Genomic DNA, 23395 nt, shown 5'->3' with positions numbered 1-23395 from the left:
GATAATAATTTTCATTATCTATACAGAGCGTGTGCTGCCTGCTATGCTCCCCGGCCTGTCACCCCGTTTGTGGAGCATAACCCATGATCCCTCTGCACCGACTGTTGCTGCTGTTTCCCCTACTCACCACGTCTGCCCTCCAGGGGGCCGAACGCATCGTCAGCATAGGGCCGGCCACCACCGAGCTGCTACAGGCGCTGGGGGCCGAGACCGAGATCGTCGCCACCGACGTCAGCAGCCAGGGGCTCACGGTGCCCAGGGTGGGGTATCACAGAGCCCTGGCCGCCGAGGGGATCCTCAGCATGGCGCCGACCCGGGTCATCGGCAGCGACGAGATGGGCCCCCCTTCGACCCTGGAGCAGCTCAGCCGTGCCGGCGTCAAGGTTGAGGTGCTGGCGACCGCACCAACCCTTGAAAACCTGCGTCTGCGTATCGATACCCTGGCCAGTCTGCTCGGTGCCGAGGCCAGGGGCAAGGAGCTCAAGGCCAGGATCGCCGACGAGGTCGATGCCCTGGCCAGGCAGACCAAGCGGCAGCACCCGCCCAGGGTGGCCCTGTTGCTGCTGCACAAGGGGCAGCCCTTAAGCCTGGCGGGCGGTGATACCACGGGGGATGCCCTTATCGCGCTGGCGGGAGGCGAAAACCTCGGCAAGGGGTCGAGTGGCTACAAGCCCCTCTCTGCCGAGGCCCTCATCCAGATGCAGCCGGATCTGGTGCTGGTCAGTGGCCGTGACTGGCAAGCCTACCGGGATCCCGCCACCGTACTGGCCGAGGTGCCGGCCCTCGCCTCCACCCCGGCGGGTCAACATGGCCGCCTCCATGCGGTGGATGGCCACGCCCTGCAGGGGGGGCTCTCCCTCTCCTCCCTGGCGCAGGCCCGTCATATCGCAACCTGGCTGACCGCCATCCCATGAGCCGGGTCCGCCGTCTCTCTCTCCCCCCCCTGCTGGGCGGCTTGGCCTGCCTGCTGGGAATGCTGGCGACCCTGTCACTCGGCACCGGCCCCCTGCCCCTGACCTTGAGTCAGAGCCTGGGGGCCTTGCTGCCGGACACCTCCCTCGCCCCCCACCTGCAGATGGTGGTGCAAGAGATCCGCCTGCCACGCACCCTGCTCTGCATCGCCGTCGGCGGGATCCTCGGCCTGTGTGGTGCCGTCATGCAGGGGCTGTTTCGCAATCCCCTGGCCGACCCCGGCATCATAGGCGTCTCTGGTGGCGCCGCCCTGGGGGCGGCCCTGGCTATCGTGCTGCTGGCGCCCCTCGGAGCCGAACTACAAGGCCAGCTCGGGGTCGGCCTGCTGCCCATGATGGCCTTCCTCGGCGGGGCGCTAACCACCACCCTGGTCTATCTGCTCGGCACCCGGGCCGAAGGCACCTCGGTCACCGTCATGCTGCTGGCCGGTGTTGCCATCACGGCCCTCTGTGGCGCCGCCATCGGTCTGCTTACCTATCTCGCCGACGATCAGATGCTGCGCAACCTGAGCCTGTGGCAGATGGGGAGTCTGGCCGCCGGCAAGCCGGCCGACATACTGCTCGCCCTGGCGACCCTGACCGTCCTGCTGCTGCTCTTCCTGCGTGACGCAGGTCCCCTCAACGCCCTGTTGCTGGGGGAGTCGGAGGCGCGCCACCTGGGGGTGGCGGTACAACCCCTCAAGCGCCGCCTTATCTTGTTCACTGCCGCCGGGATCGGCGTCGCGGTCGCGGTGAGCGGCCTCATCGGCTTCGTCGGCCTGGTGGTGCCGCATCTGGTACGCCTGCTGGCAGGCCCCGATCACCACAGGTTGCTGCCACTCTCGGCACTGCTCGGCGCCGCCCTGCTGCTGGCTGCCGACATGGTGGCCCGCGTCCTGCTGGCGCCGGCCGAGCTGCCGGTCGGCATCATCACGGCCCTGATAGGCGCCCCCTTCTTTCTCTGGCTGCTGGTGCAAGGACGCCGCCATCTTTAGGAGTTGTCATGTCCCTGCTTTCCTGTCGTCAGCTGACCCTCTCCCGTGGCGGTCGCCTCCTGCTCGACGACTTCACGCTGTCGCTGGAGGCGGGCTCGGTGACCGTGCTGCTCGGCCCCAACGGGGCGGGCAAGAGTACCCTGCTCAAGTGCATCACGGGTGAGCTGGTCCCCAACGGGGAGATCCACCTGTTCGGCCGCCTCCAGGCCTCCTGGCCGGCCGACGCCCTCGCCCGTCAGGTGGGCGTCCTGCCCCAGAGCGCCTCGCTGACCTTCCCCTTCCTCTGTCAGGAGGTCGTCGCCATGGGGCGATTGCCCCACAGGGAGCCAAGGTCGGCGCAAGCCCGCATCGTGGCCGCCGCCATGGACCATGCCGGAGTCGGCCATCTCAAGGATCGCCTCTATCCCGCCCTCTCCGGGGGGGAGCGACAACGGGTGCAGTTTGCCCGGGTACTGGCCCAGATCTGGCAAGGGAACCGGGATGAGCCATGCCCCCGACTGCTGCTGCTCGACGAGCCCACCTCGGCCCTGGATCTCAAACATCAGCATCAACTGCTGGCCATGGCTCGGGCACTGGCCGGCGAACAGACTGCGGTGCTGGTGGTACTGCACGATCTCAATCTGGCGGCCCGTTACGGGGATCGACTGCTGATGCTGGAGGGGGGAAAACTGATCGCGGATGGCTCTCCCGGGGAGGTGCTCAGGGCCCCCCTGATCGAGCGGCTATACGGCTACCCGGCCAGGGTGATCGCCGACCCGCAGGGAGGGCAACCGGTCGTCCTGTAGCGTGGTTTCTCATCCATACTGCTAGGGAATCACTCATGGAGTCGTGCCCCATGCTAGGTCGTCTGTTGCTGCTCTGGACTCTCTCGCCCCTCTGCCTTGCGGCCCCCCTGCACCTGGTGGTGCAGGAGTTCGCCCCCTACAGCTTTGCCGGCAGTGACCATCAACCGGCAGGGGCCACGGTAGAGATGGTCAAAGAGGCGTGCAACTACTGGCCGGAGGGGTGCCAGATCACCCTGCTGCCCAATCTGAGGGCACGCAAGCTACTGGAGCTGGGGGAAGCCGACGGCATGTTCCCCCTCGCCTGGAGTGAGACAAGAGCCAGGACCCTGCGCTACTCGCTCCCCCTGTGCAAGGCGAGCTGGGGCATCTTCGCCCGCAGTGAGGAGACAGACAGGCCTCTTACCCTGGCCCGACTGGGTGACGAGCGGATCGGGGTGACCAAGGGCTCGTTTAGCGAGACCCTGCTACGCCATCTGGATGCAGCATTGCGCCAGCAAGGGCTGCCGCCGATGCGCCTCGACCTCAACGTCAACGACGACTATGCCAGCCTGCTCAAGCTGGAGCGACAGGGGCGCTACAGCCTCTACTTCTCGAACATCGATGTGGCCCTGCATCGGCTCAACCTCAGCGGGGAGTCACAGATCCGGCTCTGGAAGAAGAGCCACGAGGCCAACTACTACATCGCCTTCAACCGGGAACGGGTGAGCGAAGCCAGGCTCAACGCCTTCAACCAGATCCTGAGCCGACTCGAGGCCCAGGGCAATCTGCTGCGTCACCGGGTGCGCTGGGGACTCTCCTCCCCGCTGCCCGATCACCGGCTGCACACCCTGTTTCCCCCCGAGCCGCGACACCATCAGGCCAACTGATAACGCCCCGGCCTGTGGTTGAGCGTCAACACCAGGTTACAGATGATGGCGGCGACCACGGACAGCAGCAGGATCCAGAGCGGCACCACGAAGAAGGAGGCGATGACGATGGCACAATCGAGCCCCATTTGCAGCTTGCCCGCCCGAAGGCCGAACCTCTCCTGAATAAAGAGCGCCAGTATGTTGAAGCCCCCGAGGCTCGACTTGTGGCGGAACATGATGAGCAGCCCCATGCCGATCAGGGTGCCGCCGATGAGGGCCGCATAGACGGGCTCGATCTTGCCAATCTGCAATACGGCGTTGAGGTGATCGGTCACCCAGGAGACGGTCGCCACCGAGATGAAGGTGTTGAGGGTAAAACGCGGCCCCATCCTGAGCCAGGCCAGGGCGTAGAAGGGAAGATTGATGCCGAAAAAGATCAGGCCAAAGCTCAATCCGGTCATTTTTTGCAGCAACAGGGCCAGGCCGGCAGTGCCGCCGGTCAGTAGACCCACCTGATGAAACAGATAGATGCCGAGGGAGACGAAACCCGAGGCGGTCAGCAGGGCGAGCAGATCCTCATGGAGAGGGTGAGTGCGGTTATCCATAACGTGTTCCTGTTGGCGGCGAAGTAAAAGGGGCACAGCACTGGATCCTGTCATCAGGATCTCGTTATGGTTTCCGAGTCTATTTTCGGTGAGCAAGATCACAAGCCGACACCAAAACGCCCCAAAATGGGGCGCGTATTTTTTACGTTACAGCTATTGCACCAAGATATGGCAGGGGATGAGGCGCTGGACTCGCCTCCCCGAATCGGGTAGTACCTAAAAGAAGACTGAAGGAACCTGATTCAATGGAGTGAACCCATGATTCGTCGCCTGTTACCCCTGGGTACCCTGCTCGCCGCCCTGACCTTGCAAACCACCCACGAACTGCTCCCCCTGCTGGCCATGCTGGGTCAGGCCACCCTCTGGACGCTGCTCGAGGTGCGCCACGTCATCCGCACCCTGGACTCCCCGAAACAGGACTACCACCACCCCTTCTAAGGGAGTTCCAGAATATTTAGTTCTCTGGGTTTCCGGCACATAACCACAGGATCCACTGCCCGGATAGCGACGTCCGCGATGACGACCTATGTTTCTTGGACAACACCAAGAGAACAGATCCATGGATCGCATCCTCTTCTGGGGCTCGCTTCTGCTGCTGATCGGTGCTTCTCCCCTGCACGCCGAGACCTTTCGCCAACCCCCCAGGGTCGCGACCGCCCTGCGTCAGGGTGCGGCCCTGGAGCGCAGCGATCCGCACCAGGCCATCGCTTACTACTGCGCCGCGGCACGCCTCGGTAATCCGGAGGCTTACTTTCGCATCGGCCGCCTGCTGGCCCGCGGGCCGGGCGAGATCCGCAGTCCACGCCGGGCCAACGCCTACCTTGCCATGGCGATGCGACTGGGAAGCCAACAGGCGGGCCGTTATTACAACTACAGAGTCGGCAACGCCCCCCTCGGCAGTTGCGGTGCCGGCGGTGGCGACGCCCCCTGGGTACAACCCGGCACCCCGTTCGACATGGAGCACTACATCGCCCGCCAATCCCGTGCCAAACAGCAGCTGGCCGAGCAGATCCGCAAGGCAGCCCTGCGCCACAGGGTCGATCCCAGGCTGGCGCTGGCCATCGCCATCGCCGAGTCCAACCTCAATCCCCTTGCCGTCTCTCCCAAGCAGGCTCAGGGGTTAATGCAGCTCATCCCCGAGACCCAGGCCCGCTTCGGTGTGACCAAACCGTTCGATCCCGAGCAGAACATTCGTGGCGCCATGGCCTACCTCAAGTGGCTCGAGGGAGAGTTTGGGCAGGACTGGGTTCGCATCAGCGCCGCCTATAATGCCGGCGAGAAGGCGGTGACCCGCTACGGCGGCATCCCCCCCTATCAGGAGACCCGGGACTATGTGCAGCGGGTGCTCTACTACGCCGGGCAATCCTCACACTGAGGCCTCGGCCTCCACCGCTGCCGGTGCCTCCTTGCGCCGATAACCGTTGAAATAGAGGTTGAGCAGCACCGCCGATACGGTTGCCAGCAGTATGCCGCTGTGAAGCAGGGGCTGCAGGAAGCCGGGGAAACGGGCGAAGAAGTGAGGCGAGAAGGAGGGGATCAGACCCAGCCCCAGGCTGATGGCCACCACATAGGCGTTGTAGCGGTTATGGCTGTAGTCCACCCGGGAGAGGATGCGGATGCCGGTCGCCAGCACCATGCCAAACATGACGATCCCAGCGCCGCCCATGACGAAACTCGGCACCGAGGCGATCACCACCGCCATCTTGGGTACCAGACCGAAGAGCAGCAAGATCCCACCGGACATGACGCAGACCCAGCGACTGTGGACGCCCGTCACCCCCACCAGGCCGATGTTTTGCGAAAACGAGGTGTGGGGGAAGCTGTTGAAGAGCCCCCCTATCACGGTACCAATCCCGTCGACCCGCAGACCACGCACTATGTCGCCACGCCGGGTCGGATGACCCACTATCTCCCCCAGGGCCATAAACATGCCCATGGACTCGATGAAGGTGATGAGCATGACCACGGTCAGGGTGATGATGGCGATGGGATCGAAGGTGGGCCAGCCGAAGGCGAAGGGGCGGATGGGGGAGAACCAGGCCGCCTCCTGCAGGCCGGCGAAGCTCACCTCCCCCATCATGATGGCGATGGCGAAGCCGAAGAGGATGCCGAGCAGTACGGAGACATTGGCCATAAATCCTTTGGCAAAGCGGGTCACCAGCAGGATGAAGAGCAACACCGCCATGCTCACCCCTATGTAGCGGGGATCCCCGTAGTCGGGGTTGCCACGCCCGCCGGCGGCCCAGTCGATCCCCACCCCCATGATGCTCACCCCGATGGAGGTGATCACCACCCCGGTCACCAGGTTGGGAAAGAGGGGCATGAGCCGCCCGATCAGGGGGACGCAGAGGGTCGAGAGCACCCCGGCCGCTATGGTGGCACCGAAGATGCCGTTGAGCCCGAGATTGGGATCCGCCCCTATGGCCAGCATGGGCATGACGGCCGCGAAGGTCACCGACATGATGACCGGCAGCCGGATGCCGGCGAAGCGCCCTATCCCGAGACACTGCAGCAGGGTCACTATGCCGCAGCAGAAGAGATCGGCGCTGATGAGAAAGGCGATCTGCTCCTTGGGCAGCCCCAGGCTGCCGCCGATGACCAGGGGCACGGCGACCGCCCCCGCATACATGACCAACACGTGCTGCAGTCCCAGGGTCAGCAATTGACCGGCGGGCAGCAGGGCCTCGACTTCGTCCTCCTGATCCACAGGGGAGGGATTCACTCTCATGGGATACTCCTTGGGGGTCCCGGTGACTTGACCTGCCCGAGGCAGGCACCGGGGCTTTACAGCAAGGGTCATGCCCTCTCTGCTCACTCGAGAAGTGAGCCCCGGCTCACAGAAAGCGGGCGGGAGGCCCTATCACCCGCTCACTTTGATAGGGAGGATTATCATTCTGAGCCAACGGGGCCGCTTTGCCCCCCCTTCCCCCTTGGTTTACAATCGACGGGTTTTTTGGAACCGGGGCCAGCCCCCGGCCCCACCACGGCCCCAGAGCGAGGGCATCACAGCCAACGCACTGAAACCAAAGAGAATTAGCCAATGGCTCAATTTATTTACACCATGAACAGGGTCGGCAAGGTCGTGCCGCCCAAGCGTCATATCCTCAAAAACATCTCCCTCTCCTTCTTCCCGGGCGCCAAGATTGGTGTCTTGGGTCTGAACGGCGCCGGTAAGTCCACCCTGCTGCGCATCATGGCCGGGCTCGACACCGAGATCGAAGGGGAAGCCCGCCCGCAGCCCGGCATCAAGATCGGCTACCTGCCCCAGGAGCCGAAGCTGGATCCGGAGCAGACCGTACGCGACGCCGTCGAAGAGGCGATGGGTGATGTGAAGCGCGCCATGGCCCGCCTCGACGAGGTCTATGCCGCCTACGCCGATCCGGACGCCGACTTCGACAAGCTGGCCAAGGAGCAGGGTGAGCTGGAAGCCATCATCCAGGCTCACGACGGCCACAACGTGGACAACCAGCTCGAGCGCGCCGCCGACGCCCTGCGTCTGCCCGCCTGGGATGCCCAGATCAAGCACCTCTCCGGGGGTGAGCGTCGCCGGGTCGCCCTGTGCCGCCTGCTGCTGGAAAAGCCGGACATGCTGCTGCTCGACGAGCCGACCAACCACCTGGACGCCGAGTCCGTGGCCTGGCTGGAGCGCTTCCTGCACGACTACGAGGGCACCGTCGTGGCCATCACCCACGACCGTTACTTCCTCGACAACGTGGCAGGCTGGATCCTGGAGCTGGACCGCGGTGAAGGTATCCCGTGGGAAGGCAACTACTCCTCCTGGCTGGAGCAAAAAGACGCTCGTCTGGCCCAGGAGGCAAGCACCGAAGCGGCTCGTCGCAAGTCCATCGAGAAGGAGCTGGAGTGGGTTCGCCAAAATCCGAAGGGTCGCCAGGCCAAGTCCAAGGCCCGTATGGCTCGCTTCGAGGAGCTCAACACCAACGACTACCAGAAGCGTAACGAGACCAACGAGCTGTTCATTCCGCCCGGGCCGCGTCTCGGCGACAAGGTGGTGGAAGTGGCCAACCTGCGCAAATCCTACGGGGATCGGGTGCTGATCGACGATCTGTCGTTCACCATTCCCAAGGGGGCCATCGTCGGCATCATAGGTCCCAACGGTGCCGGTAAGTCGACCCTGTTCCGCATGATGTCGGGCCAGGAGCTGCCGGACAGCGGCGCCATCACCCTGGGCGAGACCGTAGTGCTGGCCTCGGTGGATCAGTTCCGCGACCAGATGAACGACAAGAAGACGGTGTTCGAAGAGGTGGCCGACGGTCAGGATATCCTGCGCATCGGCAACTACGAGTTCCCGAGCCGCGCCTACATCGGCCGCTTCAACTTCAAGGGCTCCGATCAGCAGAAGCGGGTCGGCGAGCTCTCCGGGGGTGAACGGGGTCGTCTGCATCTGGCCAAGCTGCTGCAGACCGGCGGCAACGTGCTGCTGCTCGATGAACCGACCAACGATCTGGACATCGAAACCCTGCGCGCCCTGGAGAACGCCCTGCTGGAGTTCCCCGGTTGTGCCATGGTCATCTCCCACGATCGCTGGTTCCTCGACCGCATCGCCACCCACATCCTGGACTATCAGGACGAGGGCAAGATCGAATTCTTCGAAGGTAACTTTACCGAATACGAAGAGTGGAAGAAGAAGACCTATGGTGCCGAAGCGGTCCAACCGCATCGCGCCAAGTACAAGCGCATCACCAAATAAGGGATTGCCACGACGATCTTGCAAGGGGAGCCTCGGCTCCCCTTCTTATTGCTGCCATAATGTCGGGAATAACCCAGCTTCACGAGGTCATCATGTCTGTGCCCAAACTCACCCTGCTGTTTCGGGTCGAACCCGGTTGTCTGGGGCCGGAAGGCAAGCAGCATATCGACACCTTCTGCACCCTCGCCATGCAGGTCTTCCCCCGCCTCGAGCCCGACCTGCTCAACTGGGAAATCGTACCGCGCCACGACAAGAAGCTCGACGAGATGGAGTTTCACCTGGCCGGCCGTCGCATGAGCGAGGATCAGGCGGATCAATACCTGCACCGGGCCGGCTGCGATCTCGACCACCTCAAGGAGCGCATCGACGAGACCCTGGCCATGCTGGTGGAGCGCTACCTGGACTCACTCCCCTGATAAAGCGGGAATCCGCCAGAAAAACGTTTACCCCTCACTCGTCTCACTCCCTTTTCTGTTTTGGGGTCACCCCTCATCTGTGCCAAAATGCGCGGTCGGCCACCCCGGGTGGCCGCCCCCCACACACGAAATCATTGGTAACAATAGAGATGAGTCAACCCCAACACGCCCGTGGCGGCCTGCTCGAGCGCCTCTTTGGCCTCAAGGCCCACGCCACCGATGCCAGAACCGAGGTGATCGCCGGCATCACCACCTTCCTCACCATGGTCTACATAGTGTTCGTCAACCCGCAGATCCTCTCCAATGCGGGCATGGACACCCAGGCCGTGTTCGTCACCACCTGCCTCATCGCCGGTATCGGCAGCATACTGATGGGTCTGCTCGCCAACCTGCCCATCGCCCTGGCGCCGGCCATGGGTCTCAACGCCTTTTTCGCCTTCGTGGTGGTCGGCGGCATGGGCTACTCCTGGCAGGTGGGCATGGGCACCATCTTCTGGGGCGCCGTGGGTCTGCTGATCCTCACCCTGTTTCGAGTCCGCTACTGGCTCATCGGTAACATTCCGCTCTCCCTGCGGGTCGGCATCACCGCCGGCATTGGCCTGCTGATCGCCCTGCTCGGCATGCACAACGCCGGCATGGTGGTGGCGAGCCCGGCCACCATGGTGACTGTGGGCAAACTCACCTCCCTCCCCTGCCTGCTGGGGGCGCTGGGCTTCTTCCTCATCTGTATTCTCTCCTCCAAGGGGATCCACTCGGCTGTGCTGATCGCCATCGCCGTCACCACCACCCTGGGCTGGGCCTTCGGTGATGTCACCTTCCAGGGCCTGGTCTCCCTGCCGCCGAGCATCACGCCGGTGTTCGGCCAACTCGATCTGATGGGATCGCTCGACATCGGCCTGGCCGGCGTCATCTTCTCCTTTATGCTGGTCAATCTCTTTGATTCATCGGGCACCCTGATCGGGGTGACCAACCGTGCCAAGCTGGCCGACGACAAGGGACACTTCCCGCGCATGAAGCAGGCCCTGATGGTGGACAGTGTCAGCTCGGTGGGCGGCGCCTTTATGGGCACCTCCTCCGTGACCGCCTATATCGAGAGCAGCTCCGGGGTCGCCGTGGGTGGACGCAGCGGCCTGACCGCCGTGGTGGTGGGTCTGCTGTTCCTGCTCGCCATCTTCTTCTCCCCCCTCGCCGCCATGGTACCGGCCTATGCCGCCGCCGGCGCCCTGATGTATGTGGGGGTCTTGATGTGCTCGGAGCTGACCCGGGTAGAGTGGGACGATCTGACCGAGGCCGTACCGGCCTTCATGACCACCGTCATGATGCCGTTCAGCTTCTCCATCACCGAGGGGATCGCCGTGGGCTTTATCTCCTACTGCGTGATGAAGGCGGGCACCGGCCGCTGGCGCGAGGTGAACCCCTGCGTGCTGGCCGTGGCCCTGCTCTTTATCCTCAAGTTTGTCTGGGTCGATCACTGATCCTGCGAAACGGCCGACATCATGTCGGCCGTTTTTTATGGCGCCAGGTCTTGAGCTCCACCACCTCGCAGGGGGCATCGGGCTCGGGCAACTCCAGCTGATTGTGCTGCAGGTTGCGCAATGTCTCGTGCAGCTGATAGCAACGGCTGTGCATCATGCGAGAGAGGCGCACACAGCGGTCGATGGGATTGCGAGCCAGCCGCTTCTGACAGTCGATCTCGAACTGCAGGCCGCGCAGCCGCTCTTGAAACTGGGGGTGGGCCGCCGCCACCAGCGCCTCCACCTGCTCGTGAAGCAACGCATCCAGTGCGGCTTCATCTTCCTCGGCTATGGCCTTGAGGGTATCGAAATCCGGCAGCGACATAAGCTCCCTCCCATGTCGGGGCACCCGGCCGGATGCACTTCGTCTGTTCACTTAACGAGCAATACAGCATGGGCGGCGCAGCAGGGCAATTCCCCCCCGGAGCCAGACGTTTCCCCACTTCGCAACCTCTTTTAATTCCAGCCCATAAAACATTATTTATTCAATAAGTTACCTCTTGCCCTCCCCTCTGCTTACGGTTAGACCATCTTTCTCTAAAGCCGCGTCAAATAGACCATTTTGCATACATGTACACAGCCGAGACTGGGCCGGCACAGGGCCTGCGTGCTAAGGTGTGGCCGCCACGAAACGGGAGGAGTATGAGAGTGAAATCACAGAGAGCCAGAATCGGTATCGTCACCGTCAGCGACCGCGCCAGTGCCGGTGTCTACGAGGATCTGTCGGGACAAGCCATCATAGATACCCTGAGCGCCTACCTGAGCTCGGAGTGGGAGCCCGTCTATCGCCTCATCCCCGACGAGCAGTCTCTGATAGAGCAGACCCTGACTGCCCTGGCAGACGAGGAGGAGTGCTGCCTCATCGTCACCACGGGGGGCACGGGGCCTGCCAAACGTGACGTGACCCCGGAAGCTACCGAGGCGGTGTGCGATCGCATGATGCCGGGCTTTGGGGAGCTGATGCGCGCCGAGTCCCTCAAGTTTGTACCCACCGCCATCCTCTCGCGCCAGACCGCAGGCCTGCGCGGTGACACCCTGATCGTCAACCTGCCGGGCAAGCCCAAGTCGATCCGCGAGTGCCTCGACGCCGTCTTCCCCGCCATCCCCTACTGCATCGATCTGATGGAGGGGCCCCGTCTGGAGTGTGACGAGAGCGTCATCAAGCCGTTTCGCCCCAAGAAATGAGAAAGAGCGCCATCAGGCGCTCTTCTTGTCTCGACTCAGCGGCGGCCGAAGACCTTGACCCCGGCCTTGCTCCCTTCCGCGTTGCCATAGACCTCGATCTTCTTGACGCAGCGACGGGTGCCCAGAGATTTCCACTCTGTCTCCTGCTCCTTGTCCATCTCCCTGTCAAAACGCACGGTACGAGTGCGATCGTCCCCATAGGTCACCACCAACCGATCCAGGGTCAGCTCCCGCTCGGCCTTGACCTTGACGTACTTGGTGGGGCGGCAGAGCACCAGCGGGATGACGGCCCCCCTGTCCCCCATGCCGAGCAATATGGTGCGACCCAGGGTGAACTGATCGTCGGCCAGAGCCTGCGGGGCGGCCAGCAGCGTGGCCAACATGAAAGCGTACTTGGACAAGAAAAAGCCCTCCGGAAAATGGAGGGCCATTCTACTCCCTGAAGCTAAACCGGGGCTGTACCATACAGCCCCTATTCAGCTCAGCGGTCGCTCCACATGGGGGAGACACGCTCTTCCAGGGTATCCTGCTGGTCGTAGGGCAGGTCACTGAAGAAGTCGAGACCGGTCTGCTGCTCCACATCGCGTACCGAGACACGGTAGTTGGCCAGCTGGCTCATGGGCACATCTTCCTGGGGCAGGATGAAGGCGATGGCCTGCAGGCGGTAGGGATCCATCACCACCTTGTAGTAGGCACTCGGGATGCCGACCCCATTACCGATGGAGTCCTCGTTGCCGGTGAAGATGGGGCCAGTGATGACCTGGACATCGCCACGGGCGATGGCCCAGTTACGCACCTTCTCCTCCAGGATGCGCCACGCCTTCTGGTTGAGGGCGGGCAGTTGCGGCGTCATGTTGGAGAGCAAGAAGCTCTGCTTCATGGTGGTGGCGGTGGCGGCCATATCGGCAGCCGGTGCCTGGTGGCCACGGTCATAGCCAGAGCGTTTGTAATCGGCCAGGGTGGCACGGTAGGCCACCGGGATCTCCTTGTCCTCGGCGAAGGCATCTTTACGCTTGGTCGGGCCCTGGGCGCTCTCGCTGGTCATCTGGTAAGAGACCCAGTCAGCGACCTTGTAGTCATAGTTGTAGCCGACCGCATAGCCGACACGACACAACTTCTGACTCGATTCGGACGGAATGCCGAAGCGCACATGCTCTCCACAGGCAAAGCCCGCCGCCAGCAGGGGGGCAGAGCCGAGAGAGAGGGTGACAGCCAGAACCAATTTATTGATTTTTATCATTTTTGTATTGCTCCAGTTTAGTAGGCGGAGCAATTTGACACGAGATCAGACCAGTGCATCAATTGCAGTTTTTTTACACATTTCGAAACTGTGACTGGCCCCCGATATCCGGCTGAACAGACGTTAATATGCTTTAAATCAGCGAGTTGATAAGTGAGATACTGCTTGGTTTAGCCCACCGCTTTCGCAGCCGGCCCACTTGCCACCAATTTAATCAAACAAGTCACCTTGATTAATTGAGTTCGTATCGCACCCTCCCCTTTTCACGCATCATCGATCACCCCCCTTAGGGGTAGTGCCCCATCATAACCACAATACATGGTCACCTCACTCACTCCTCCCTCGTGGAGGCACGCTCATTTTTGTTATCGGATAGGGATATGAAGATCAACGCCTGCTGGCTCACCACGACACTGCTGCTCTCCTCCACCACCTTCGCCGCCCCCCACTGGGGCTACGCCGGCGCCGAAGGGCCCGAGCACTGGGCCAGCCTCACCCCGGAATTTTCCGCCTGCAACGGCCACAACCAGTCACCGGTCGACATCAAGGGCACCATCAAATCGGCCCTGGCGCCGCTCACCCTCCACTACCAGACGGGGGCCACTGCCCTGGTCAACAATGGTCACACGATACAGGTCGACTATGCCCCGGGCAGCACGCTCACCCTGGACGGGCAAGCCTTCACCCTCAAACAGTTTCACTTTCACGCCCCGAGCGAAAACCTGATCCAGGGTCGCCACTATCCCCTCGAGGCGCACCTGGTCCACACCAGCGAGCAAGGGGCGCTGCTGGTGCTGGCGGTCATGTTCGAGGTGGGGGCAGGCAATCCCCTGCTCACCACGGCATGGCGTCAGATCCCGACGCAATCAGGCACGACGGCTACCCTGACTCGGCCCCTCGATGTGCGAGCCCTGCTACCCCGGAACCTCGATTACTATCGCTTCAACGGCTCGCTCACCACGCCACCCTGCAGCGAGGGGGTGCGCTGGCTGGTGCTCAAGCACCCCGTCACCGCCAGTCAGGCACAGATCGACGCCTTCAAAGCGGTGATGCACCACCCCAACAACCGGCCGGCGCAGCCTCTGGGCGCCCGCACCATTCTGGAATAAAAAAGAGGGCCGAACGGCCCTCTTTTCATGGTGTCACTTCCCTCAGGCGTGTGGCCAGCGCCGGAAGATGAGGGAGGTGTTGATGCCACCAAAGGCGAAGTTGTTGGACATCAGGTATTCGATCTCCGGCAGCTCGCGGCCCGCCCCCGTGATGTGATCGAGGGGGGCACAGGCGGGATCCGGGTGGGCGAGGTTGAGGGTTGGGGCAAACCAGCCATCGTGCATCATCTCCAGGGCGAGCCAGGCCTCGATGGCGCCGCAGGCTCCCAGGGTGTGGCCGAAGTAGCTCTTGAGAGACGAGATGGGGGTCTGGTCACCGAAGATGGCGGCGGTCGCCTGGCTCTCGGCGATGTCGCCGCGCTCGGTGGCGGTGCCATGGGCACTGATGTAACCAATCTGCTCGGGGGTCAGCCCTGCCTGATCCAGCGCCATCTGCATGCACAGCTGCATGGTCTGGCTCTGGGGCTGGGTGACGTGGGCCGCGTCGCAGTTGGTGGCAAAGCCCACCAGCTCGGCGATGATGGGGGCGCCGCGCGAGAGGGCGTGCTCCAGCTCCTCCAGCACCAGGGTGCCGGCCCCCTCACCGATGACCAGACCGTCGCGATCCCGATCGAACGGGCGCGGGCTAAGCTCGGGGGTGTCGTTGAGCTGACTGGTGGCGAACAGGGTGTCGAACACCACGGCCTCCGACGGGCAGAGCTCCTCGGCGCCGCCCGCCACCATCACTGTCTGGTAGCCGTGACGGATCGCCTCATAGGCATACCCAATCCCCTGGCTGCCGGAGGTGCAGGCGCTGGAGGTGGGGATGACCCGACCGCGCAGGCCGAAGAAGAGACCGGTATTGACCGCCGCCGTATGGGGCATCATCTGCACATAGGTGGTGGCGGTGATGCTGGCGGTGGTCTTGTCGTTGAGCATGGCGCCAAAGGCGCTGATGGGGGCCGTGCTGCCGGTGGAGGAGCCGTAGGCGATGCCGGTGCGGCCATCGGTCAGCACAGGATCACTCAGCAGCCTGGCCTGCTCCAGCGCCAGCTCGGTGGCGACGGTAGACATCTCGGAGACGCGACCCATGGCGCGGGTCTTCTTGCGCGGATAGTGGGCCGGCAGGGAGAAATCGGTGATGGGGGCCGCCAGCCGGGTGTTGAGCCCGTCGTAGACGGCCCACTGGGGCATGGTTACCACGGCGCTGCGCCCTGCCTGCAGGCGCGCCTTCACGCGGGCCCAGTCGTTGCCAAAGGCGGTCACACCGGCCATGCCGGTGACGACGACACGTCGGTTCATATCAGGCCTCCATTGATGGAAATCACTTGTCGGGTCACGTAGCCGGCGATGTCGGACATCAGGTAGGAGACCAGACCCGCCACCTCATCCGCCTGCCCCATCCGCTTGAGGGGGATCATCTTGAGCGCCTCGCTCTCTACCTCGGGGCTCACCATGCCGGTGTCGATAAGGCCGGGGGCCACGCAGTTGACCGTAATACGCCGCTTGGCCAGCTCCAGTGCCAGCGCCTTGGTGGCGCCGATGAGGCCCGCCTTGGAGGCGCTGTAGTTCACCTGGCCACGGTTGCCCATGATGCCGGAGACCGACGACAGGGTGACGATGCGCCCGCCGCGGCGCAGCCCGATCATCGGCATGATGCAGGGCTTGAGCAGGTTATAGAAGCCGTCGAGGTTGGTGTGGATGACGTCGTCCCACTCCCCATCCGTCAGGGCCGGGAAGGCGCCGTCGCGCACGATACCGGCGTTGCAGACCACGCCGTAGTAGGCGCCGTGCTGCTCGATGTCGGCCTCAAGGCGCGCACGGCACTGCTCCCTGTCGCCGATATCGAACTGGATCAGGCGCCCGCTCCCGCCCTGGGCGACGATCTCATCGAGGGTCCCTTGGGCGCCCTGCTGATCCCCGTGATAGTGGACCACCACGGCAAAGCCGTCGGCGGCCAGTTTCAGGGCGATGGCCCGGCCAATCCCCTTGCTGGCGCCGGTTACCAATACGGTCGAGTTCATTGTTTCTGCTCCAGTAAATCTGTCAGTTGGGCCGCCGTGGGCTGGTAGGTGCTCAGGCGCGCCTTGGCGCACAGGGTCTCACCTTGCAGGATGCGGCACTCGAAGCTGGCCATGCCGGCGTCCTGCAGCAGGCAGTGCGCCTCGATGTGCAGCAGGCTGCCGGCGGCAAAGGTGGGCCATTGGCTCTCGTATTTGCGGGTGCCGAGCAGCATACCGATGCGCACCGGCTCGCTACGCTGATGCGCCTGCAAGCCGGCCCAGGCGGCGATGGCCTGGGCCATCAGCTCGATGCCGCACCAGCCGGGCAGATTGCCCTGTGCATCGAGCAGCAGGGCGTGCCGCTCCCCCACCCGGGTCTCGCAGCTGATGCTCTGGGGCTCAGACGCAATGACGCGATCGAGCAGCAACATGGGCGCCTGGTGGGGCAGCAGTTGTTCTATGGGAGGAAAAGTCATGGCGCCTCTTTGCCAAAGATAAGGCTGACGTTGTTGCCACCGAAGGCAAACGAGTTGGACATGATGATGCGGGCCGCCCCGGCCTCCCTGACCAGCGTCAGCGGGGGCAGGCGCGGGTCTTGCGCTTCCCCCTGCGGGGGCAGCGGCAGGGCGCGCTCCAGGAGCAGGCAGCAAAGGGCCGCCTCGGTGGCCCCGGCCGCCCCCAGGGTGTGGCCGGTCAGCACCTTGGTAGAGCTCACCGCCACCCCGTGGGGGAAGAGGCGCGACAGGGCCAGGCTCTCCATCTCGTCATTGAGACGGGTGGCGGTACCGTGGGCGTTGACGTAGTCGATGCGCTCGGCCTCGAGACCGGCGCGCGCCAGCGCCATGCGCATGGCCCGCTCGGCCCCTTCCCCTTGCGGGTGCGGCGCCGAGATGTGCCAGGCATCCGACGACTCCCCATCCCCCAGCAGGGCCAGGGGGGCGGGATCGCGGCTCACCAGAAACAGGGCCGCTCCTTCACCGATGTTGATGCCGTCGCGCCCCGCCGCAAACGGACGGCAGCGCCGCTCGCTCAAGGACTCCAGGCTGTCGAAACCGTTCAGGGTGAGGCCGCACAGGGCGTCGGCGCCGCCGACCAGGGCCACATCGGCCTGGCCGCTCTCGAGCAGGCGGCGCGCCGTGATAAAGGCCCGCGCGCTCGACGAACAGGCGGTCGAGAGGGTCATCGCCGGTCCCAGTATGCCCAGATGCTCGGCAAGAAAGGTCGACGGGGATCCCAGCTCCTGCTGGGCATAGTCGAAGCGAGGCGACATCGCTTCGCCTCTTAGCTGCGCCGCCACGGCTTCCTCGGCCTCGCCGATGCCGGAGGTGCTGGTGCCGAGCACCAGGGCTACCCGATCCGAGCCCACCCGGCTGATGGCCGCGCTCACCTCGGCGTCGATATCGGCCAGGGCGGCGAGCAGCAATTGGTTGTTGCGCGAGTCGTGGCGGGGCTGCGCCACCTCGGGCAGCGGATCGCTCACCCGCCCCACCGGCGAGGTGCGGCCATCGACCAGGGTCCAGCGCTCTTTATCAAGGGGGCTCTCACCCCGGCTATGCCACGCACTCAGGGCGTCGCACACCGCCGCCTTGCCGCGGCCGAGGGCATTGATGAGGCTGTAGGCGTGAATGTAGAGGGTCATGGGGCCAGGCTCTCCAGTGTCAGGGCATAGCCGAAGCGGTGCTGGGTCAGGCTGACCGGCTCGCGCTGGCCCTGCCAGGTTTGATAGTGGATCTCGGTGACCAGCTCTCCGGCGGGGTCGGTGAGGCGCCGGACATCTCCCTCGTCCTTGAGCTGCCAGCCGGCGGGCAGGCGGGGCTGCCAGTCGGCCACGGGCCAGTAGCAGAGCATGACATCCGCCAGCACCTGGGCGGGGGGCGGCAGGGCGTTACCCGGCAGAGGCAGCAGGCGCTCGCTATGAATGCCGCTTCGATCGTAACGCACCTTGAACAGGCGTGCCCCGGTGGGCATCAGGCCGACCAGGGTGATCCCCTGCGGGCCCGCCTCCAGGGCGGTGAGCAGCTGGTACTGCTTGCCCTGGGCGCTGGCCCGTAGCAGTTGCTGGCGGGTGAGAGGCTCGGCCAGGGTGGGCGCCGGCAACGACAGGGGGACGTTCGGGGCGATAAAGGCCTCCACCCCCTGCCGGCTGCTGCAGCCGCCCAGCAGCAACAGCAAACACATCAGATATCTCATCATGACTCCGCAGCCGGCCGCGGGGCCAGCACCATGGGCGATAACAAAAACGCGGTAAAGATCCCGCCGCTCAGCACTATGCCAAAGCCGGCGATGGCCGGGGTGTGGCTAAGCGCCAGCAGGCCGAAGGCCAGCAGGGTGGTGAGGTGGGCGAGCAAAATGGCCAGCAGGGTCGACTGCTGGCGCCCCGGATCCTCGCCGCAGTGGGCGAAGAAGAGGCCGTAGTCGATGCCGATGCCGAAGATGAGGCCGAGCGCCAGCACCCCGAAGAGGGTCAGCGGCTGCTGGCTGAAACCGAGCAGGGCCAGCCCCATGGCGATGGCCAGGGCGTTGACCAGCAGGATCCGCGCCGCGACGCGCCAGCCGACGCGCCGCCAGAGCAGCCCGGTCACCAGCAATACCGCTACCAGCAGCAGCTCGGCCAGCTTGAGGCGATAGTCGGCGAAGAGCTGGCTCCACTGGCTACGCTGATCCTGCCACACCACGCCATCCAGTTCGGTGGCGAGGTTGGCCAGGGCGGCGGCGTCGTGAATACCGGCAAGCGGCACCCAGATGCCGACCCGGCCGTCAGGCAAGGCATGCCAGAGCAACCGGCTCCCTTCGCTGACCGGGCTCGCCAGCCAGGCTTCGGGGGTGAGCGGCGAGAAGGGGCGCGTCTTGGCCTCCACCGGCAGGCCGGCCCCCTGGAGCGCCGCGATGACGCCTGGTTGCAGCTTCGCGATGGCGTGATGGTCCCCCTGCTGGCGGGCCAGGGAGGGGAGCCACTGGCTGATGGCAACGAAGTGATCCAGCTGCCCGCGCTGGCGGGCCTGCTCGAGGTGGCCAGCCAGGGTCTCGAGGCGGGTGAGGGCCTGCTCGCCATCGCGCCCGACCACCAGATAGCCGGTCATGCCCCCCTGCTGGCCGGTCAGCTGCTGGATCTGGCGCTCCTGTGCCTGCAACTGGTGCGGCAGGGGTTGCAACTTCTGGATGTCGTCATCCACCACCAGGCGACTCACGCCGATGGCGCTGACGACGAGCGCCAGCAGCGGCAGCCAGCGGCGCAGGCCTGCAGGCGCGCGCCAGGCGGCAATCCAGCGCGCCTGCCAGCGGCGGATGGGGAGCGGCCCCTGCGACAACTCCCCGAGCCAGGCCGGGAAGAGCAGCAACACGGTCAGGAAGGCGGCCAGCAGGCCGGCCAGGGCGCAGACCGCCAGCTGCTGCAGCCCCGGGAAGGGGGCGAGCCAGAGCAGGGCATAACCGATGAGGGTGGTGAGCAGGGCCAGGCTCAGGCCCGGCAGCAGGTGGGCGCGGGTCTGGGCCGGCGTCTCGTGGCCGTGCAGGCGCCGCTCGCTCATGAAGTGGAGCGCATAGTCGATGGAGATGCCGATGAGGCTGGTGCTGATCACCAGGGTGAAGACGTGGATCTCCCCGAACACCAGCAGCACGGCGCCGAGTCCCCACAGCATCCCCGTGGCCAGCGGCAACAGGGAGAGCAGCAGGGCCCGCAGGGAGCGAAACGCCAGCCAGATGAGCAGCACCACCCCAAAGAGCGATCCCAGGCCGATGGTGGAGATATCCTGCTCGGCCAGGGTGCTGGCGTGCTGGCTGTAAAACAGGGTGCCGCGGCGCAGCAGCTCGGCCCCGGGGTAGTCCTGTTTCAGCGCATCTTCGGCGCGGGTCAGCTCGGCCAGCAGCTGCCGGTTGCGGGCCATGTCGAAGGCCGAGAGGTTGAGCTCGGCGCGCACCAGATACCAGCGCCGGCCATCGGGCCCCAGGGCACTCAACCAGCCCTGTTCGCCAAGCTGCATCGGGCTCTTTTGCTCGAGCACGGCCGCGCGGGTGAGCAACATGGGGTCTGCCTGCCACTCGGCCCGGGAGACGCCGCCGAAGGGGGAGTAGATCTGCCCCAGCACCCACTGGCTCCAGACGCTGGCGCCCCCCGCCAGCCGCGCCCGGGCGGCCGGGGTGAGGTGCTGCCACGCCATCTGCTGCAGATAGGCTTGCCAGGCTCCCGCGAGCTCGGGCTGAGCCCCCTTCACCTGCGCCAGGGCGTCGATGGCTTGCAGCCGCCGGCTCCACCCGGTTGCGGCCGCCTCCCCGTCCTTGCCAGGGGGCAGGCTCACCAGCCACACCAGCTGCCGGTCCAGATTGGCAAGCAGCCCGGCCCGCAGCTCGGGGTGCCACTGCTGATGCTCCTCTTTGGGCAGCAGATCCATCACGCTGGTGTTGAAACGGGCGCGGGGCAGGGCCAGCGCCAGAACGATGCAGACCGCCACGCAGAGCAGCAGCCAGGCCCGCCCCAGCAGGCGCCAGTGTCGTTCAGTGAGCATCAAAGCGGGACTGCTCCTCGGCGCTCAGTGGCAGGGGCTTGAGCTGCCAGTTGGAAAAGCGGATCAGGGTGACATCCCCCTGCCTGTCGTGGATGGCCAGCGACCTGAGCTCATGACTCCCCGTGAGCACCAGGGTGGCGAAGACCTTGTCGAGGGGGGCGCGGATGGGCTCAAGCGTCAGGGTCCACTCCTCTCCCTCGCTGGTGAGGGTGTGACGAAAATAGCTCGCCAGGGCCGCTTCGCTCGGGTCAAACAGGGCCAGCATCAGGCTGCTGAACTCCAGCAGCTGGGGGGTGTCCAGGGTCTGGGCCGGTTGGCCTGGCAACTGCTGCACCATGCGGGTCGGGGTGAGCGTCAGGGTCAGGGGAAAGGGTTTTTGCTGCTGCCACCAGAGCCCCTGGCCCTTGACCAGCAGGATCTCGCCACCGGATCGCAAGGGTTGGCTCAGGCCGCTTATCTGGCGCTCCTGCTCGAAGCGGGCGCTGCGGGCATCGGCGGCGGTGAGCTGGCGCTGCACCTCGGCCAGGGTGATCTGACCGGCCAGCAGGGGCCAGGGGAGCAGGGCCAGCAGCAGCCAGAGGCACTTTCTCACTCTGTCACCCCCAGCCTGTCGAGCAGCACCCGGGGCGAGGCGAGGCACATCTCGCCGCTCTCCTTGCTGACCGCCACCTGCACCGTGTAGCCCTTGCTGGTGCGTTGATGGGTCGCGGGATCGTAGAGCAGGTAGTCAATCTTGAGGCGGTTCTGGTACTCCGCCAGGGTGGCACGCACCCGCACCGTCTGGCCAAAACGCAGGGGTGCCACGTACTTCATGCGCACGTCGATGACCGGCCAGAGGTAGCCGGAGGCCTCCATCTGCGGGTAGTTGTAGTCGATGCGATCGAGCAGGGCGCAGCGGGCCAGCTCGATGTAGCGCAGGTAGTGGCCGTGCCAGGCGACGGCCATCATGTCCACGTCGTGAAACGGGACTGTGACGTCGACTTCGGCGCTCAGTTGCCAGGGCTCAGCCATGGGGCACCTCGTCATAGAGCGGGTAGTGACGGGCCTGCAGGCGCCCCATCAGGGCGCGCAGCTCGGCCTCCAGCGGGCGATCTTCGGTCAGGAAGGGGTGATCCCGGCGCACCGCCTCCACCGTGTGAGCCAGCGCCGGGCTAAGGGCGCCTGGCCCCTTGCCCTGCAGGGCGAGACGCAGCTCCACCCCCTGCACCGCAGCCAGCAGGCTGGCACTCGCCACCTGCTCGGTCAGGGTCAGCACCCGCAGGGCGTCGCGGGCCGCGATGGTGCCCATGCTCACCTTGTCCTGATTGTGGCACTCGGTGGAGCGGGAGAAGACGCTGGCGGGCATGGTGTGCTTGAGGGCCTCGGCGGTCCAGGCGGAGGCGCCGATCTGCACCGCCTTGAAGCCGTGGTTGATGAAGCGCAGCGATTCACTGGCACCCGAGAGGTTGCTCGGCAGCCCCTGATTGAACTTGGTGTCCACCAGCTGGGCCAGCTGGCGGTCGAGCAGATCGGCCAGGTTGGCCACCGCCACCTTCATGCTGTCCATGGCCATGGCGATGTGGCCGCCGTAGAAGTGACCGCCGTGCATCACATGCTCCCCGTCACCGTCGATGAGGGGGTTGTCGTTGGCGCTGTTGAGCTCGTTTTCGATGAGCTGGCGCCACCAGGGCAGGCTGTCGGCCACCACGCCGATGACGTGGGGGGCGCAGCGCAGGGAGTATCTGTCCTGCAGCCGGTTGCTGTGGTGGGGCAGCTCGCCGCTTTGCAGATCCGCGCGCAGCCAGGCGGCGATCTGCTGCTGGCCCGGGTGGGGCTTGGCGGCAAACAGGCGCTCGTCGAAGTGGAAGGCGTTGCCCTCCATGGCCACGCTCACCAGCGCCGTGATGCGGGTACACAGGCGCATCAGGTAGTCGCAGCGGGCGAAGGCGAGGCAGGCGAGCGCCGTCATCACGGAGGTGCCGTTCATCAGCGCCAGTCCCTCTTTCGGGCGCAGCTTGAGGGGGCTCATGCCGAGCTCCCGATAGAGATCCGCCGCCCCCATCAGCTGGCCGTCCCGATAGAGATCGCGCTCTCCCACCAAGGCCGCCGCCACATAGGAGAGGGGGGTCAGATCGCCGCTGGCACCGACCGAGCCCTCCTCGGGAATGCGCGGCAGAAGATCTTGCTCCAGCAGCCAGGTGAGGCGCTCGAGCAGGGTAACGCTGACCCCGGAGACCCCCTGCGCCAGGGAGTTGAGGCGGGTGGCCAGCACGGCGCGGGTGGCGGCCGGGCTGAGATTCTCGCCCAGGCCACAGCCGTGGAAACGGGTCAGGTGCAAAGGCAGGGCATCGACCAGACCCAGAGGCACGGCGCGGGTGACCGAGTCACCGTAGCCGGTGGTGACCCCGTAGATGACCCCCTCGTCGGCCAGCAGCCGGTCCAGATAGTCGGCCCCGCGTTGGATACGGGCACGAAAGGCGGGCTCGGGGTTGAGCGTCGGGGTGGCGCGGCGCTCGGCCAGGGCGACCACCTCTTCAATGGTGAGGGGACGGACCCCGAATACGATCTCGTGCATAC

Annotated in this window: 25 protein-coding genes; 11 read left to right on the top strand and 14 right to left on the bottom strand. The window is 65.0% G+C overall.

The features are described from left to right. Window positions 1-83 precede the first annotated feature (83 nt). Genes BN1133_RS11730 through BN1133_RS11715 form a run of 4 tightly spaced genes read left to right on the top strand, consistent with a single transcriptional unit; the run spans window position 84 to window position 3596 of the window. Window positions 84-914, top strand: a complete 831-nt coding sequence (locus BN1133_RS11730) for a heme/hemin ABC transporter substrate-binding protein (RefSeq protein WP_050666713.1) — start codon at window positions 84-86, stop codon at window positions 912-914. Beyond that, entirely contained in the window at window positions 911-1945 is a 1035-nt protein-coding gene (locus BN1133_RS11725) for a FecCD family ABC transporter permease (protein ID WP_050666712.1), read from the top strand. Before BN1133_RS11730 ends, BN1133_RS11725 begins: the two co-directional genes overlap by 4 nt. A gap of 8 nt (window positions 1946-1953) precedes the next feature. Then, the gene (locus BN1133_RS11720) at window positions 1954-2730 is read left to right on the top strand and encodes a heme ABC transporter ATP-binding protein (RefSeq protein WP_050666711.1); all 777 of its coding nucleotides are present in this window, start codon (window positions 1954-1956) and stop codon (window positions 2728-2730) included. A gap of 50 nt (window positions 2731-2780) precedes the next feature. Then, window positions 2781-3596, top strand: a complete 816-nt coding sequence (locus tag BN1133_RS11715; protein ID WP_050666710.1) for a substrate-binding periplasmic protein — start codon at window positions 2781-2783, stop codon at window positions 3594-3596. On the opposite strand, the gene BN1133_RS11710 is transcribed toward BN1133_RS11715, so the two are convergent. Next, window positions 3584-4183 carry a YitT family protein gene (locus BN1133_RS11710; protein WP_050666709.1) on the bottom strand — a complete coding sequence of 200 codons (600 nt, stop codon included), beginning with the start codon at window positions 4181-4183 and terminating at the stop codon, window positions 3584-3586. The genes BN1133_RS11715 and BN1133_RS11710 overlap by 13 nt on opposite strands. Window positions 4184-4441: 258 nt before the next feature. On the opposite strand from BN1133_RS11710, the gene BN1133_RS11705 reads away from it, so the two are divergent. Both BN1133_RS11705 and BN1133_RS11700 read left to right on the top strand, forming a co-directional pair. Next, window positions 4442-4621: a hypothetical protein gene (locus tag BN1133_RS11705; protein WP_050666708.1), complete on the top strand. Its 180-nt coding sequence runs from the start codon at window positions 4442-4444 to the stop codon at window positions 4619-4621. A gap of 121 nt (window positions 4622-4742) precedes the next feature. Next, on the top strand, window positions 4743-5558 hold the full coding sequence (locus tag BN1133_RS11700) for a lytic transglycosylase domain-containing protein (RefSeq protein WP_082177992.1): 816 nt from the start codon (window positions 4743-4745) through the stop codon (window positions 5556-5558). Here the strand turns inward: BN1133_RS11700 and BN1133_RS11695 are convergent. Continuing rightward, window positions 5550-6911 carry a nucleobase:cation symporter-2 family protein gene (locus BN1133_RS11695; protein ID WP_050666706.1) on the bottom strand — a complete coding sequence of 454 codons (1362 nt, stop codon included), beginning with the start codon at window positions 6909-6911 and terminating at the stop codon, window positions 5550-5552. The genes BN1133_RS11700 and BN1133_RS11695 overlap by 9 nt on opposite strands. 312 nt (window positions 6912-7223) lie before the next feature. Between BN1133_RS11695 and ettA the strand changes: the two genes are divergently transcribed. The 3 genes from ettA (at window position 7224) to BN1133_RS11680 (ending at window position 10782) form a co-directional block, all read left to right on the top strand. Further along, window positions 7224-8891 carry an energy-dependent translational throttle protein EttA gene (gene ettA / locus BN1133_RS11690; protein WP_050666705.1) on the top strand — a complete coding sequence of 556 codons (1668 nt, stop codon included), beginning with the start codon at window positions 7224-7226 and terminating at the stop codon, window positions 8889-8891. 92 nt (window positions 8892-8983) lie between these two features. Then, window positions 8984-9307 carry a hypothetical protein gene (locus tag BN1133_RS11685; RefSeq protein ID WP_050666704.1) on the top strand — a complete coding sequence of 108 codons (324 nt, stop codon included), beginning with the start codon at window positions 8984-8986 and terminating at the stop codon, window positions 9305-9307. A 149-nt stretch (window positions 9308-9456) separates the two neighbouring features. Beyond that, window positions 9457-10782, top strand: a complete 1326-nt coding sequence (locus BN1133_RS11680; RefSeq protein WP_050666703.1) for an NCS2 family permease — start codon at window positions 9457-9459, stop codon at window positions 10780-10782. 19 nt (window positions 10783-10801) lie between these two features. Here the strand turns inward: BN1133_RS11680 and BN1133_RS11675 are convergent, their stop codons facing one another. Further along, window positions 10802-11146 carry a DUF3135 domain-containing protein gene (locus BN1133_RS11675; protein WP_050666702.1) on the bottom strand — a complete coding sequence of 115 codons (345 nt, stop codon included), beginning with the start codon at window positions 11144-11146 and terminating at the stop codon, window positions 10802-10804. 323 nt (window positions 11147-11469) lie between these two features. Between BN1133_RS11675 and mog the strand changes: the two genes are divergently transcribed. Beyond that, on the top strand, window positions 11470-12006 hold the full coding sequence (gene mog / locus BN1133_RS11670) for a molybdopterin adenylyltransferase (protein ID WP_231686265.1): 537 nt from the start codon (window positions 11470-11472) through the stop codon (window positions 12004-12006). Between the two features lie 35 nt (window positions 12007-12041). Here the strand turns inward: mog and BN1133_RS11665 are convergent, their stop codons facing one another. After that, the gene (locus BN1133_RS11665; RefSeq protein ID WP_224160292.1) at window positions 12042-12389 is read right to left on the bottom strand and encodes a DUF2541 family protein; all 348 of its coding nucleotides are present in this window, start codon (window positions 12387-12389) and stop codon (window positions 12042-12044) included. A gap of 98 nt (window positions 12390-12487) precedes the next feature. After that, window positions 12488-13246: a DNA/RNA non-specific endonuclease gene (locus BN1133_RS11660; protein ID WP_050666699.1), complete on the bottom strand. Its 759-nt coding sequence runs from the start codon at window positions 13244-13246 to the stop codon at window positions 12488-12490. Window positions 13247-13626: 380 nt separating this feature from the next. Here BN1133_RS11660 and BN1133_RS11655 point away from each other — a divergent pair, with 380 nt between their 5' ends. Then, on the top strand, window positions 13627-14355 hold the full coding sequence (locus tag BN1133_RS11655) for a carbonic anhydrase (RefSeq protein ID WP_050666698.1): 729 nt from the start codon (window positions 13627-13629) through the stop codon (window positions 14353-14355). A 42-nt stretch (window positions 14356-14397) separates the two neighbouring features. On the opposite strand, the gene BN1133_RS11650 is transcribed toward BN1133_RS11655, so the two are convergent. Genes BN1133_RS11650 through BN1133_RS11610 form a run of 9 tightly spaced genes read right to left on the bottom strand, consistent with a single transcriptional unit; the run spans window position 14398 to window position 23393 of the window. Further along, entirely contained in the window at window positions 14398-15636 is a 1239-nt protein-coding gene (locus BN1133_RS11650) for a beta-ketoacyl-ACP synthase (RefSeq protein WP_050666697.1), read from the bottom strand. Then, window positions 15633-16358 (bottom strand): 3-ketoacyl-ACP reductase FabG2, encoded by a 726-nt coding sequence (locus BN1133_RS11645; RefSeq protein ID WP_050666696.1) that lies wholly within the window; start codon window positions 16356-16358, stop codon window positions 15633-15635. The genes BN1133_RS11650 and BN1133_RS11645 overlap by 4 nt, the downstream gene beginning before the upstream one ends. Further along, on the bottom strand, window positions 16355-16813 hold the full coding sequence (locus tag BN1133_RS11640) for a hotdog family protein (RefSeq protein ID WP_050666695.1): 459 nt from the start codon (window positions 16811-16813) through the stop codon (window positions 16355-16357). The genes BN1133_RS11645 and BN1133_RS11640 overlap by 4 nt, the downstream gene beginning before the upstream one ends. Further along, window positions 16810-17976, bottom strand: coding sequence for a beta-ketoacyl-[acyl-carrier-protein] synthase family protein (locus BN1133_RS11635; RefSeq protein ID WP_050666694.1), 1167 nt, complete (start codon window positions 17974-17976; stop codon window positions 16810-16812). Before BN1133_RS11635 ends, BN1133_RS11640 begins: the two co-directional genes overlap by 4 nt. Beyond that, the gene (locus BN1133_RS11630) at window positions 17973-18527 is read right to left on the bottom strand and encodes a DUF3261 domain-containing protein (RefSeq protein ID WP_153006750.1); all 555 of its coding nucleotides are present in this window, start codon (window positions 18525-18527) and stop codon (window positions 17973-17975) included. The genes BN1133_RS11635 and BN1133_RS11630 overlap by 4 nt, the downstream gene beginning before the upstream one ends. Continuing rightward, window positions 18527-20842, bottom strand: coding sequence for an MMPL family transporter (locus BN1133_RS11625; RefSeq protein ID WP_050666692.1), 2316 nt, complete (start codon window positions 20840-20842; stop codon window positions 18527-18529). The genes BN1133_RS11630 and BN1133_RS11625 overlap by 1 nt, the downstream gene beginning before the upstream one ends. Beyond that, window positions 20829-21431: an outer membrane lipoprotein carrier protein LolA gene (locus BN1133_RS11620; protein ID WP_050666691.1), complete on the bottom strand. Its 603-nt coding sequence runs from the start codon at window positions 21429-21431 to the stop codon at window positions 20829-20831. Before BN1133_RS11620 ends, BN1133_RS11625 begins: the two co-directional genes overlap by 14 nt. Further along, a complete protein-coding gene (locus BN1133_RS11615) occupies window positions 21428-21850 on the bottom strand; it encodes an acyl-CoA thioesterase (protein ID WP_050666690.1) in 423 nt (140 codons plus the stop codon). The genes BN1133_RS11620 and BN1133_RS11615 overlap by 4 nt, the downstream gene beginning before the upstream one ends. Beyond that, a complete protein-coding gene (locus BN1133_RS11610; protein ID WP_407922050.1) occupies window positions 21843-23393 on the bottom strand; it encodes an HAL/PAL/TAL family ammonia-lyase in 1551 nt (516 codons plus the stop codon). Before BN1133_RS11610 ends, BN1133_RS11615 begins: the two co-directional genes overlap by 8 nt. Window positions 23394-23395 lie beyond the last annotated feature (2 nt).

It is taken from the genome of Aeromonas schubertii (genome assembly GCF_000820105.1).
Lineage (GTDB): Bacteria > Pseudomonadota > Gammaproteobacteria > Enterobacterales > Aeromonadaceae > Aeromonas > Aeromonas schubertii.
Note: the sequence above shows the minus strand (reverse complement) of the source record. Positions and strands in the feature narration are given on the sequence as shown.